The organism is Streptomyces sp. NPDC086787 (assembly GCF_044745865.1).
GTDB lineage: Bacteria > Actinomycetota > Actinomycetes > Streptomycetales > Streptomycetaceae > Streptomyces.
Genome location: NZ_JBIVBC010000013.1, coordinates 21,479 through 34,091 on the forward strand (window position 1 = coordinate 21,479; position 12,613 = coordinate 34,091).

General features: G+C 71.9%; 12 protein-coding genes. 11 read left to right on the forward strand and 1 reads right to left on the reverse strand.

Features of this window, described 5'->3' with window-relative positions; all coding sequences use genetic code 11:
* Positions 1 to 11: 11 nt before the first annotated feature.
* From ACIPK3_RS26020 to ACIPK3_RS26070, 11 genes are read left to right on the forward strand one after another with little or no spacing between them, the layout of a single operon-like run.
* Positions 12 to 1,286, forward strand: coding sequence for a glycosyltransferase (locus ACIPK3_RS26020; RefSeq protein WP_402573593.1), 1,275 nt, complete (start codon positions 12 to 14; stop codon positions 1,284 to 1,286).
* Positions 1,283 to 2,518, forward strand: a complete 1,236-nt coding sequence (locus ACIPK3_RS26025; RefSeq protein WP_402573352.1) for a class I SAM-dependent methyltransferase — start codon at positions 1,283 to 1,285, stop codon at positions 2,516 to 2,518. The genes ACIPK3_RS26020 and ACIPK3_RS26025 overlap by 4 nt, the downstream gene beginning before the upstream one ends.
* Complete coding sequence (locus ACIPK3_RS26030) at positions 2,515 to 3,345, forward strand: glucose-1-phosphate cytidylyltransferase (protein WP_402573354.1); 831 nt, start codon at positions 2,515 to 2,517, stop codon at positions 3,343 to 3,345. Before ACIPK3_RS26025 ends, ACIPK3_RS26030 begins: the two co-directional genes overlap by 4 nt.
* Entirely contained in the window at positions 3,342 to 3,989 is a 648-nt protein-coding gene (locus tag ACIPK3_RS26035; protein WP_402573356.1) for a PIG-L deacetylase family protein, read from the forward strand. The genes ACIPK3_RS26030 and ACIPK3_RS26035 overlap by 4 nt, the downstream gene beginning before the upstream one ends.
* A 3-nt stretch (positions 3,990 to 3,992) precedes the next feature.
* The gene (locus ACIPK3_RS26040; RefSeq protein ID WP_402573358.1) at positions 3,993 to 5,018 is read left to right on the forward strand and encodes an NAD-dependent epimerase/dehydratase family protein; all 1,026 of its coding nucleotides are present in this window, start codon (positions 3,993 to 3,995) and stop codon (positions 5,016 to 5,018) included.
* Positions 5,006 to 6,289 (forward strand): DUF4910 domain-containing protein, encoded by a 1,284-nt coding sequence (locus tag ACIPK3_RS26045; RefSeq protein ID WP_402573359.1) that lies wholly within the window; start codon positions 5,006 to 5,008, stop codon positions 6,287 to 6,289. The genes ACIPK3_RS26040 and ACIPK3_RS26045 overlap by 13 nt, the downstream gene beginning before the upstream one ends.
* Positions 6,290 to 6,293: 4 nt before the next feature.
* Positions 6,294 to 7,604: a hypothetical protein gene (locus ACIPK3_RS26050; RefSeq protein WP_402573360.1), complete on the forward strand. Its 1,311-nt coding sequence runs from the start codon at positions 6,294 to 6,296 to the stop codon at positions 7,602 to 7,604.
* Entirely contained in the window at positions 7,601 to 8,548 is a 948-nt protein-coding gene (locus ACIPK3_RS26055; protein ID WP_402573362.1) for a glycosyltransferase family 2 protein, read from the forward strand. Before ACIPK3_RS26050 ends, ACIPK3_RS26055 begins: the two co-directional genes overlap by 4 nt.
* Entirely contained in the window at positions 8,545 to 9,786 is a 1,242-nt protein-coding gene (locus ACIPK3_RS26060; protein ID WP_402573364.1) for a polysaccharide pyruvyl transferase family protein, read from the forward strand. The genes ACIPK3_RS26055 and ACIPK3_RS26060 overlap by 4 nt, the downstream gene beginning before the upstream one ends.
* Positions 9,783 to 10,334, forward strand: coding sequence for a dTDP-4-dehydrorhamnose 3,5-epimerase (gene rfbC / locus ACIPK3_RS26065; protein WP_402573366.1), 552 nt, complete (start codon positions 9,783 to 9,785; stop codon positions 10,332 to 10,334). The genes ACIPK3_RS26060 and rfbC overlap by 4 nt, the downstream gene beginning before the upstream one ends.
* Before the next feature lie 7 nt (positions 10,335 to 10,341).
* Positions 10,342 to 11,676 (forward strand): glutamate-1-semialdehyde 2,1-aminomutase, encoded by a 1,335-nt coding sequence (locus ACIPK3_RS26070; RefSeq protein ID WP_402573368.1) that lies wholly within the window; start codon positions 10,342 to 10,344, stop codon positions 11,674 to 11,676.
* 17 nt (positions 11,677 to 11,693) lie between these two features.
* Here ACIPK3_RS26070 and ACIPK3_RS26075 read toward each other — a convergent pair whose 3' ends face one another.
* A complete protein-coding gene (locus ACIPK3_RS26075) occupies positions 11,694 to 12,416 on the reverse strand; it encodes a phosphatase PAP2 family protein (protein WP_402573595.1) in 723 nt (240 codons plus the stop codon).
* Positions 12,417 to 12,613 lie beyond the last annotated feature (197 nt).

Below are 12,613 nucleotides of genomic sequence, written 5' to 3' on the forward strand. Positions count from 1 at the left end.
ACATGCACAGCATTCGCGTTCTGGTGGTACACAACCGCTACGCCTCGGCGCAGCCCAGCGGGGAGAACAAGGTCGTCGACCAGGAGGTGGCGCTGCTGCGCGCGGCCGGCCACCAGGTCGAGTTGTTCGAGCGGCGCAGCGACGACATCGCCGCCCGGTCCCTGCCGGGCAAGGTCGCGGTGCCGCTCCTGGTGCCGTGGAACCCGGCGGTGCGCAGGGAACTCGCCGACCGGCTGCGCACCGAGCGGCCGGACGTGGTGCACATCCACAACGTCTTCCCGCTCCTGTCGCCGGCGGTGCTGGCCGCCTGCGCCGACGCCGGTGTGCCCGCCGTCGCCACGCTGCACAACTACACCCAGGTCTGCCCGCCCGGCACATTGCAACGCGACGGCCGGCCGTGCACCGAGTGCGTCGGCGCCACGCCGCTGCCCGCCGTCCGGCACGGCTGTTACCGCAACTCCCGGCTGGCGACGGTGCCGCTCGCGGTCAGCATGTCGGTCAACCGGCGGCGGTGGTGGACCGGTGTGGAGCGGTTCTTCTGCATCTCCGAGGCCCAGCGCGACGTGCTGGTGCGCTCGGGGATGCCGGCCGAGCGGCTGGCGGTGAAGCACAACTTCGTGCCCGACCCGGGCACGCGCCGGACGGACGACGGTGAGCACGTGCTCTATCTCGGCCGCCTCGCGGAGGCCAAGGGCGTACGGCTGCTCATGGCCGCGTGGGACGAACTCGCCGCCGGCGGCGGGGTGGGCGTCCCGCTCGTGATCGCCGGTACGGGGCCGCTGGAGGCGGAGGTGACCGCCTGGGCGGCGGGCCGGGACGACGTCCGCTACGTCGGCCTCTACGACACGGAGCAGTGCCGGCAGGCCATCGCGCGGTCGGTCGCGGTGGTGGCTCCGTCGACGTGGCTGGAGGCGTTCGGGCTGGTGGTCGTGGAGGCGATGGCGGCCGGGGTGCCCACCGTCGCCGCCGGTCACGGCGCCTTCGTCGAACTCGTCGAGGACGGGGTGACCGGGCTGCTGCACCGGCCGGGCGAGTCCGCCTCGCTCGCGTCCCACATACGCCGGATCGCGGTCGAACAGGACCGCAACCGGGAGATGGGCCAGGCGGCCCGGCGCCGTTACGAGCAGGGCTTCAGCCCGGCCGTCGGCCTTGAGCGCCTGGTGGAGGGGTACCGCACCGCGATCGCGGGACGGTCAGGCGGCGGGGACGGCCCGCCGCCGGTGGGGAACGGAAACACTGGCTCGCGGTGGGGGTCCCGCGCGAGCAGGGATGGGGGCAGCAGATGACACGATGCCGACTGTGCGGCTCGGCGACGCTGGCGAGCGTCGTCGATCTGGGGGCGACCCCGCCGTGCGAGAGCTTTCTCGCCGCGGACCAACTGGACCAGCCGGAACCGGCGTACCCGCTGCATCTGCGGGTCTGCACCGACTGCTGGCTCGCGCAGATACCTCCGCTGATCACACCGGAGGAGACGTTCAGCGAGTACGCGTACTTCTCCTCCTACTCGACCTCCTGGGTGGAGCACGCGCGCACGTTCGTCGCCGACGCCGTACAGCGGGTGGGGCTCGGCTCCGACGCCTTCGTGGTCGAGGTCGCGAGCAACGACGGTTATCTGCTGAGGCACGTGGTGGACCGGGGGATCCGCTGCCTCGGCATCGAGCCCTCGGTGAACGTCGGCGCCGCGGCGCGGGACGCGGGTGTGCCCACGCTCACGAGGTTCCTCGACCCGGCCACCGGCGCCGACGTCCGCGCCGAGCACGGCGCGGCGAACCTGGTCGTGGCCAACAACGTGTACGCGCACATCCCCGACGTGGTCGGGTTCACGCAGGGGCTGCGCGCCCTGGTCGCCGACGACGGCTGGGTCTCCATCGAGGTGCAGCACCTGCTGACCCTGATCGAGGAGAACCAGTACGACACGATCTACCACGAGCACTTCCAGTACTACACGGTCGCCTCCGCGATCCGGGCGCTGGCGAGCGGCGGACTCACCCTCGTGGACGTCGAGCTGCTGCCCACGCACGGCGGCTCCATCCGGCTGTGGGCCCGGCCGGCCGAGGTGGCGGGCGAGCCGACGCAGCGGGTGGCCGACGTGCTGGCCCGGGAGAAGGCCGCCGGGCTGCAGGAGCTGTCCGGGTACACCGAGTTCTCCGCCCGGGTGGCCAAGGTGCGCCGGGACCTGCTGCGGTTCCTCATCGAGGCGGCCGAGCGCGGCGAGACGGTCGTCGGCTACGGCGCCCCGGGCAAGGGCAACACCCTGCTCAACCACTGCGGTATCCGGCCCGACCTGCTGCCGTACACGGTCGACCGCAACCCCTACAAGCACGGCCGGTTCACCCCGGGCACCCGTATCCCGATCCTGCCGCCCGAGCAGATAGCCGTCGACAAACCGGACTACGTCCTCGTCCTGCCGTGGAACCTGCGGGCCGAGCTGGTCGAGCAGCTGTCGTTCGTGCACGACTGGGGCGGCCGACTGGTCTTCCCCATACCGGAACTGAGCATTGTCGAGGTCAAGGCATGAAGGTCGTCCTGTTCTGCGGCGGTTACGGGATGCGGATGCGGAGCGGTGCCGCAGACGACGTGCCCAAGCCGATGGCGATGGTCGGCCCGCGTCCGCTGATCTGGCACGTCATGCGCTACTACGCGCACTTCGGGCACACGGAGTTCATCCTGTGCCTCGGGTACGGGGCACACCACATCAAGAACTTCTTCCTCAACTACGAGGAGACGACGTCCAACGACTTCGTGCTGCGGGGCGGGCGGACGGAGCTGCTGTCCACCGACATCGCCTCCTGGACGATCACGTTCGCGCAGACCGGCATCGAGTCGCCGATCGGGGAGCGGCTGCGCCGGGTGCGGCACCACCTGGACGGCGACGAGATGTTCCTCGCCAACTACGCCGACGTGCTCACCGACGCCCCGCTGCCCGAGATGATCGACCGGTTCGCCCAGCGCGACGCCGGTGCGTCGATGATGGTGGTGCCGCCGCAGTCCTCGTTCCACTGCGTGGACCTGGGCGAGGACGGCCTGGTGGGGGGCATCACCGCGGTGAGTGACATGCCGCTGTGGGAGAACGGCGGCTACTTCGTGCTGCGCCAGGAGGTCTTCGACCACATCCCGGAGAACGGGGACCTGGTCGCCGACGGCTGTGCCCAACTGGCCAAGCGCGGAAGGCTGGTGGCACACCAGCACCGCGGCTTCTGGAAGCCGACCGACACCGTGAAGGAGCGTGCCGCGCTCGACGACGCCTACACCCGGGGCGACCGCCCGTGGGCCGTGTGGGAACACGGCGGCGCGGGGGCGGGCGCGACCGGAAGCCGGGCCGGCGCCGGGACGGGGACCGCGTGATCCGCCTGGGGGCCGAGCGCCTGGGCAGGATCGTCGCGGTGGGCGCGCACTGCGACGACATTGCCATCGGCGCGGGCGGCACGCTGCTGACGATGTGCCTCGCGCGACCGGGCATCCGCGTCGACGTGCTGGTCCTGTCCGGTGGTGGCAGCGAGCGTGAGCAGGAGGAGCAGGCCGCGCTCGCCGCCTTCTGCCCGGGCGCCGATCTGCGGCTGACCGTGCACAAGCTGCCGGACGGGCGTCTGCCCGCGCACTGGGACGAGGCCAAGTCCGCGGTCGAGGAGCTGCGCGGGCAGACCGATCCGGATCTCGTCCTCGCCCCGCGTACCGATGACGCGCACCAGGATCACCGCGGTCTGGCGAAGCTGATGACCACCGCGTTCCGCGACCACCTGGTGCTCGGCTACGAGATCGTCAAGTGGGACGGTGATCTCGGCCGTCCGTCGGTGTACCAGCCGCTGTCGCCGGAGATCGCGGAACGGAAGGTGCGGCTGCTGCAGGAGCACTACCCCTCGCAGCGGCACCGGCCCTGGTACGACCGCGAGGCCTTCCTCGGGCTGGCCCGGATCCGCGGCATCGAAAGCAACGCGCGCTACGCCGAGGCGTTCGCCGTCACCAAACTCACTCTCGACCTGGGGGAATGAACCTTGCGCGTACTGCTGACCGGACACCAGGGCTACCTGGGCTCCGTCATGGCCCCCGTACTCACGGCCGCCGGACACGAGGTCGTCGGCCTCGACGCCGGCCTGTTCGCCGACTGCGTGCTTGGCCCGTCGCCCGCGGACCCGCCGGGGCACCAGGTGGACCTGCGTGACGTCACGGCCGAACACGTGGCCGGGGTCGACGCCGTGATCCACCTGGCCGCGCTGTCCAACGACCCGCTGGGATCGCTGGCGCCCGAGCTCACCTACGACATCAACCACCACGCGTCGGTGCGGCTGGCCCGGCTGGCCCGTGAGGCCGGAGTGCGGCGCTTCCTGTACGCGTCGACATGCTCGGTCTACGGCGCCGCCGGCGGTGACGACCTGGTGTCCGAGGACGCGCCGCTGCGGCCGGTGACACCGTACGCGGAGTCCAAGGTGCGCGTGGAGGACGACCTGCACGCGCTCGCCGACGGCGACTTCAGCCCGGTGTTCATGCGCAACGCCACCGCCTTCGGCTACTCACCCCGGCTGCGCGCCGACATCGTGCTGAACAACCTGGTGGGCCACGCGCTGCTGTCCGGCGAGGTCCTGGTGCTCTCCGACGGCACCCCCTGGCGCCCGCTGGTGCACGCCGCCGACATCGCACGTGCCTTCACGGCCGCGCTGGAGGCGCCGCGGGAAGCGGTGCACGACCGGGCGTTCAACATCGGCAGCGAGTTCAACAACGTCACGGTCGCCGAGATCGCCGAGCAGGTCGCCGAGGCGGTGTCCGGTTCGAAGGTGGTGATCACCGGGGAGACCGGCGCCGACCCGCGGTCGTACCGGGTGGACTTCTCCCGGTTCCGCGCCGCGGTGCCCGGCTTCGACTGCGAGTGGACGGTGAAGCAGGGCGCGCTCGAACTCGCCGACAACTACCGGAAGTACGGCCTGACCCGGGAGGACTTCGAGCGTCGCTTCACCCGGCTGGCCGTGCTGCGCTCGGCGTCCGACGCCGGCACCGTCGACGACACCCTGCGGTGGCGCCGATGACGACGACCGGCGAGGAGATGCACGCGCTGGTCAAGCGGTTGTACCCGTTGTGCCGGAGCATCACCGGAGACGGTGTCCGCGCCACTCTCGACATCGTCGGCGAGTACATCCCGCTGCGGGTCCACGAGGTGCCGACGGGGACCCAGGTGCTCGACTGGACGGTGCCGCAGGAGTGGAACATCCGGGACGCGTACGTCGCCGACTCCACCGGCAGGCGGGTCGTCGACTTCGCCGCGTCCAGCCTGCACGTGCTCGGCTACAGCGTTCCGGTGTCGGCGACCATGCCGCTGGCGGAGCTGCGCGGACACCTGCACACCCTGCCGGACCACCCGTCCTGGGTGCCGTACCGCACCAGCTACTACAAGCCGGAGTGGGGGTTCTGCCTGGCCCAGGAGACCCTGGACGCGCTGCCGGACGGCGAGTACGAGGTGCGTATCGACTCCACGCTCGCCGACGGCCACCTCACCTACGCCGAGCACGTGGTCCCCGGACAGGTCACCGACGAGGTGATCGTCTCCTGCCACGTCTGCCACCCGTCGCTGGCCAACGACAACCTGGCCGGCATCGCGGTGGCGACGTACCTGGCCCGGGCGCTGGCGGAGCAGAGGCCTTACTACACCTACCGGTTCCTGTTCGCGCCCGGCACCATCGGGGCGATCACCTGGCTGGCCCGCAACGCGGAGCGGATCGACCGGGTCAGGCACGGGCTGGTGCTGGCCTGCGCCGGGGACCGGGGCCAACTGACGTACAAACAGAGCAGACGCGGCGACGCGGAGATCGACCGGGTGCTGCGGAATGTGCTGGACACCTCCGAACGCCCGCACCGCATCACCGAGTTCACGCCGTACGGCTACGACGAGCGGCAGTTCTGCTCCCCCGGATTCGACCTCGGCGTGGGCTCGCTCAGCCGGACCCCGTACGCCGGATATCCCGAGTACCACACCTCGGCGGACAACCCGGACTTCGTCTCCCCGGAGGCGATGGCGGACACCCTCGCCGTCTGCCGTGAGGCATTCGGCGTCCTGGACCGCAACCGGCGGTACGTCAATCTCAGCCCGTATGGCGAACCGCAGCTGGGGCGACGCGGGTTGTACGACTCGCTCGGCGGCCGCAGCGACGCGAAGCAGGCCCAGATGGCCATGCTCTGGGTGCTCAGCCTCTCCGACGGCGAGCACAGTCTGCTGGACGTCGCCGAGCGGTCCCGGCTGCCGTTCGACACCGTCGCCGCAGCGGCCGACGCCCTGTGCGGCGCCGAACTGATCAAGGCATGACGCGATGACCACCGAGGGGGAGAAGACGACGGCACCGGTGGCACCGGCCGGTGCCACCCGGCGGACCGCCAAGCGGGCCATGGTCGGCCGGCTGTCCTGGGGCCTGGCCGACCAGGCGGCCTCCAGCGTGAGCAACTTCGTGGTGGGCATCTACGTGGCCCGCTCGCTGGGGGTGACCGCGTTCGGCGTGTTCAGCCTCGCCTGGGTGACGTACGGCGTGGTGCTCAACGTCTCCCGCGGGCTGGCCACCGATCCGCTCACGGTGCGCTTCAGCGGCGCGCCGAACGCGGCCTGGCGCGGGGCGGTGGCTCGGTCGACGGGCACCGCACTCGGCGTGGGCACGGCCATCGGCACGGTGTGCCTGGTGGCCGGTCTCGGCCTCGGTGGCCGCGTGGGGCCCGCCTTCGCCGCCCTCGGTGTGATGATGCCGGGGCTGCTGCTCCAGGACGCCTGGCGGTTCTCGTTCTTCGCCGCGGGCGCCGGGCGGAAGGCGTTCGTCAACGACGTCGTGTGGGGTGTCGCGCTCGTCCCTGCCATGGTGGTTGCGGCCCGAGTGGGCAGCGTGGCCGCCTTCGTGCTGGCCTGGGGCGCGTCCGCCACGGTGGCGGCGGGGTACGGCTACGTCCAGTCCGGCATCCGGCCCCGGACGGCCGAGGCGCGCGGCTGGCTTCGCGAGCAGCGCGATCTCGGCTACCGGTACCTGGTCGAGAACGTCAGCCTCAGTGGCGCGAGCCAGCTGAGGGCGTACGGGCTCGGCGCGATCGTCGGGGTCGGCGCGGTGGGTGCGGTGCGGGGCGCCGAGCTCCTGCTCGGCCCGTTCCTGGCGGTGCTCATGGGGCTGTCGCTGGTCACCGTCCCGGAGGCGGCACGGGTGTTGCGGCGGGCCCCGCACCAACTGGGCAGGTTCTGCCTCCTCCTCGGCGGGGCGCAGGCCGTCGGCGCGCTGCTCTGGGGCGCGGCGCTGCTGCTGATGCCCGGCCGACTGGGCGAGCTGGTGCTCGGCGACGTCTGGCACTCCTCCTCGCAACTCATCGTGCAGATCACCCTCGGCGTCGCGGGCGCGGGTCTCGGTACCGGCGCGGCGGCCGGGCTGCGCGCGCTCGGCGCGGCCCGGCGCAGCCTGCGCTGCCAGCTGTTCGCCTCCGCCTGCTACGTCGGCGGCGGACTCGGCGGTGCGGCAGTCGCCGGCACGGTCGGCTCGGCCTGGGGCGTCGCCGCCGCGACCATCAGCGGCTCGGCCGTGTGGTGGCTGCAACTGCGGTCCGCCCTGCGCGAGCGCCGCCGCAATTCCATTCCCGAAGTGAGGACCGCATGACCGACCGACCCAGGCTGAGCATCGGCCTGCCCGTGTACAACGGCGAGGAGTACCTGGCCGAGTCGCTCGACGCCCTGCTCGGCCAGACCTACGAGGACTTCGAGCTGGTCATCTCCGACAACGCCTCGACCGACGGGACCCAGGAGATCTGCCGCAAGTACGCCGCGAAGGACTCCCGCATCCGCTGCCTCCGGCTGTCCCGGAACATCGGAGCCACGCCGAACCACAACCACGTGTTGGCCGAGTCCCGCGGCGAACTCTTCAAGTGGGCCTCGCACGACGACCTGTACGGCCGGGACCTCCTGCGGCGCTGCGTGGAGGCGCTGGACGAGCGGCCGGACATGATCCTCGCGCACACCGGCCAGGCGGTCATCGACAGCGACGGCCAGGTGAAGGTCCCCTACGAGTACACGCTCGCCACCGACTCCCCGAACGCCCCGGAGCGCTTCCGCAGTCTGCTGTTCGAGCCGGGCGGCGACGACTTCTACGGGGTGATGCGGACCGACGTGCTGCGCCGGGTGAAGCCGATGGACAGCTACCACCACGCGGACCGCACGTACGTCGCCGAGATCACCCTGCACGGGCCCTTCCACCAGGTTCCGGAGCTGCTGTACTTCCGCCGCGACCACCCCACCCGAGCCGAGCGGGCGAACCCTTCCAAGCGCTCCCGGTGCGTCAACCTGGACCCGCGCCGGGCAGGTCCGCTGCACCCGACGCCCCGGCTGCTCGCCGAGTACATGTGGGGCTTCGTCGCGGCGATCCGGCGGGCTCCGTTGTCCGCGGCCGACCGGCGCGCGTGCTACCGCCACCTGGCCGCGTGGATGACCAGCCGGGTACGGCCGGGCGCCGGTGAGCGGGTCGAGGACCGCGCCCCGGTGGATCCGGGCCTGCTCACGGTCTCCGTCGACGCCCTCGTCGCCGGCCGCGAGGGGAGGCAGGCATGACGGCCGCGGACAGGGCCCCGGTGCGCGTCGGGGTGTTCGGCCTGCTCGGCTCAGGGAACCTCGGCAACGACGGTTCGCTCGAAGCCGTCCTCGGGTATCTCCGCGCCGATCACCCGGAGGCGGTCGTGGACGCCCTGTGCGGCGGACCCGGGGCCGTGACGGCCCGGTTCGGGATCCCCGCGACGCGGCTGCACTGGTACCGCGGGGAGTACCGGACCGCGTCGCGTGCGGGCGCGGTCGCGGGGAAGGGGCTGGGCAAGCTCGTCGACGTCTTCCGCACCGCCGCCTGGGTGCGCCGGCACGACGTGGTGATCGTGCCGGGCATGGGCGTCCTGGAGGCCACGCTGCCGCTGCGGCCGTGGGGCTTCCCGTACTCGCTGTTCCTGCTCTGCGCGAGTGGCCGGCTCCTGGGCACCCGGATTGCGCTGGTCAGCGTCGGCGCCGCGACGATCGGCAACCGGCCGACCCGGGCGCTGGTGCGCTGGTCGGCCCGGCTGGCCGCCTACCGGTCGTACCGGGACGCGCAGTCCCGCGACGCGATGCGGGCGATGGGCGTGGACACCGCGCGGGACGAGGTCTACCCGGACCTCGCGTTCTCCCTGCCGACGCCACGGTCGAGCGGCTCCCCGGTCCCGTCGGCCGCGCCGGGCCCGGTCTGCCTCGGTGTCATGGACTTCCACGGCGGCAACGACGATCGCGCCCGCGCCGACGAGATATACCGGCGCTACCTCGACGGGACGATCCGGTTCGTCCGCGCGCTGGTCGAGGAGGGCAGGGCCGTCCGGCTGCTCACCGGCGACACGTGCGACGCGTCGGTGGTCGCGGCGATCCTCGACGCGGTGGACTCGCCGCTGGTCACCGCTGCCGAACCGGCGTCACTGGACGACCTGATGAACGAGATGGCCGCTGCCGAGACCGTGGTGGCGGTCCGGTATCACAACCTGATCTGCGCGCTGAAGACCGGTACGCCGGTGCTCGCTCTCTGCTACGCGGCGAAGAGCGACGAGCTCATGACGGAGATGGGCCTCGGTGCCTACCGCCATCCGGCGCGCGAGGTCGACGCCGACCGGCTGCTGGAGCAGTTCCGTGAGCTGGAGAAGCATTCGGCCGAGCTGCGGCAGACCCTCACCGAGCGGAACCAGGCGGCCGCCCGGCGGCTGGAGCACCAGTTCAGCTCCTTGACCGCGGTCCTGTTCCCGGCGTCCGACCCCACCCACACCCTGCGGAAGGCTCCATGAAGGCGATCGAAGTCCCGGAGATCAACGGCGCGTACCTCTTCGAGCCGACGCCGTACGCCGACGAACGCGGCTTCTTCTGCCGCACCTTCGACACCGACGTGGTCCGCTCGGTGGGCCTCGACCCGGACGCCTTCGTCCAGGACAGCCTGTCCCGCTCGGTCCGGGGCGTGCTGCGCGGCCTGCACCTGCGCTCCGGCGCCGGCGAGGCCAAGCTGGTGCGGTGCTCGTACGGGAGGATCTTCGACGTCGTCGTGGATCTGCGGCCGGACTCGCCGACCTACCGCAACCGGGCCTTCTTCGAGCTGTCCGGCGAGACACAGGTGACCCTGTACATCCCGGCGGGGTGCGCGCACGGCTTCCAGGCGCTGACCGAGACCGCCGACACCTCGTACCGGATCGACCGCCCGCACGATCCGGCCGAGGACGTGACGATCGCCTTCGACGACCCGGAGCTCGCCATTCCCTGGCCGCTGCCAGTCACATCGATGTCCCAACGGGACCGGGAGGCGCCGAGCCTCGCCAAGGTCCTGCAGCACAAGGAAAGTTGAGGTCGGCGTGCCCACCGAAGAAATCCAAGAACTCTCCCTGCCCCGCTCACGGACGGCGAACGAGCGGCTGCACGCCATGATCCCCGGGGGCGCGCACACCTATGCCAAGGGCGACGACCAGTACCCCGAGAACCTGGCCCCGGTCATCAGCCACGGCCGCGGTGCCCATGTGTGGGACGTCGACGGCAACCGCTACATCGAGTACGGCTCCGGCCTGCGGTCGGTCAGCCTCGGCCACGCCCATCCACGCGTGATCGAGGCGGTGCGGCGGGAACTCGACCGCGGCAGCAACTTCGTACGGCCGTCCATCGTGGAGGTCGAAGCCGCGGAACGCTTCCTGGCCACGGTGCCGACCGCCGAGATGGTGAAGTTCGCGAAGAACGGCTCCGACGCCACCACCGCCGCGGTGCGCCTCGCCCGCGCCGCCACCGGGCGCCCCCGGGTGGCCATCTGCGCCGACCATCCGTTCTTCTCCGTCGACGACTGGTTCATCGGCACCACGCCGATGTCCGCCGGCATTCCGGCGGAGACCAACGAGCTCACCGTGGCGTTCCCCTACGGGGACCTGGCCGCCACCGAGGAACTGCTCACCCGGTACCAGGGCGAGATCGCCTGCCTGATCCTCGAACCCGCCACCCACACCGAGCCGCCGCCGGGGTACCTCGCCGGCCTGCGTGAGCTGGCCGACCGGCACGGCTGCGTACTGGTCTTCGATGAGATGATCACCGGCCTCCGCTGGTCCGAGGCGGGCGCGCAGGGCCTGTACGGCGTCGTCCCCGACCTCTCCACGTTCGGCAAGGCGCTGGGCAACGGATTCGCCGTCGCCGCGCTGGCCGGGCGCCGCGACCTGATGGAGCGGGGCGGGCTGCGTCACTCCGGCGACCGGGTGTTCCTGCTGTCCACCACGCACGGTGCGGAGACGCACTCCCTGGCCGCCGCGATGGCCGTGCTCACCACCTACGGCGAAGAGGGCGTCACGGCGCGGCTGCACGCCCTCGGCGAGCGGTTGGCCGCCGGTGTCCGGGAGGTCGCGGCCGCCATGGGCGTCGGCGACCACGTCGTCGTCCGGGGCCGGGCCAGCAACCTGGTCTTCGCCACCCTCGACGAGAACCGGCAGCCGTCGCAGGAGTACCGCACCCTGTTCCTGCGCGGGCTGCTCGCGGGCGGGGTACTGGCCCCGTCGTTCGTGGTGAGCAGCGCGCTCGACGAGGCCGACATCGATCACACCGTCGACGTGGTGGCCCAGGCATGTGCGGTGTACCGGAAGGCACTCGACGCCGCCGACCCCACCCCCTGGCTCGGCGGACGCCCGGTGAAGCCGGTGTTCCGCCGCTTGTCGTGACCTGAGATGGGGTGACATCAGCGGCGCTCCCGCCGACCGGCGTCGGTCTTCCGGTCGGGCAACCGGTCGGCCGTCCGGTCGACCAGCCACGCCATCGCCGGTATCACCGCCAGCGCGGTGCACCAGCCGCCGAGGGCGTCGGTCGGGTAGTGCGCGCCCAGGGCGACCTGCGCCCAGCCCATGGCGGCGCCAGCAGCCAGCGCCGCGGCGAGCACGAGCAACGTGCCCGCCGCGGCGCCGAGGCCGAGTCGGTCGGTCGTGAGCAGCGCCACCACGAGGGCGAGCGAGGTGGCGAAGGCGGTGTGCCCGCTCGGATAGGACAGGCTCCCGTCGTGGATGGTGCGTCCCACCACGGACTTGAGCAGCGTCGCCGTGCCCACGGCCGCACCGGCCCCGGCGACGGCGAGCACCGCGGAGCGGGGACGCCGATGCAGCAGGCAGCCCGTCACCACGGCCACGATCAGCATCGCCGCTCCCCCGGGCTCCCCCAGGAAGTCCATGGCCAGAGCGACCTGCCGCCACGGCGGTCCGACGCCGTACACCGCGTCCGAGATGTGCGCGTCCAGCGGGCCGGGCTCGCCTTCGTCGGCGAACCGGACCCCCAGCACGACGACCACCAGCACGGCGAGGACCGCGATCGACCCGAGCCACCCGCGCAGCGACGGAGGCAACACCGCGGCCACCGGCCGCCCGGTCGCACGCCCACCGCGTTCGGTCGGCCTGCGGTGCTCGCTGACCATCCGACGGATACGACGCACCTCCTCCTGCCGACGTGACCTCGCGGCTGCCACCAGGCTGCCTCAACTCCCCATCAGCAGGCCTCAGTTGTGGGTCACCCTAACCAACAACGCGGTCACGGGGACCCGCCTGTCGGCAAAGGCTCGGCCAGGGTTCTCCATATCCCCGTCCATCGAGCCGACGTCATACGGGCCGGGGA

Bases quoted from the DNA above. Each gene is read 5' to 3' on its own strand.
- ACIPK3_RS26025 (WP_402573352.1), top strand. From the start codon at position 1,283: ATGACACGATGCCGACTGTGCGGCTCGGCGACGCTGGCGAGCGTCGTC.
- ACIPK3_RS26030 (WP_402573354.1), top strand. From the start codon at position 2,515: ATGAAGGTCGTCCTGTTCTGCGGCGGTTACGGGATGCGGATGCGGAGC.
- ACIPK3_RS26050 (WP_402573360.1), top strand. From the start codon at position 6,294: ATGACCACCGAGGGGGAGAAGACGACGGCACCGGTGGCACCGGCCGGT.
- ACIPK3_RS26055 (WP_402573362.1), top strand. From the start codon at position 7,601: ATGACCGACCGACCCAGGCTGAGCATCGGCCTGCCCGTGTACAACGGC.
- ACIPK3_RS26060 (WP_402573364.1), top strand. From the start codon at position 8,545: ATGACGGCCGCGGACAGGGCCCCGGTGCGCGTCGGGGTGTTCGGCCTG.
- rfbC (WP_402573366.1), top strand. From the start codon at position 9,783: ATGAAGGCGATCGAAGTCCCGGAGATCAACGGCGCGTACCTCTTCGAG.
- ACIPK3_RS26075 (WP_402573595.1), bottom strand. From the start codon at position 12,416: ATGGTCAGCGAGCACCGCAGGCCGACCGAACGCGGTGGGCGTGCGACC.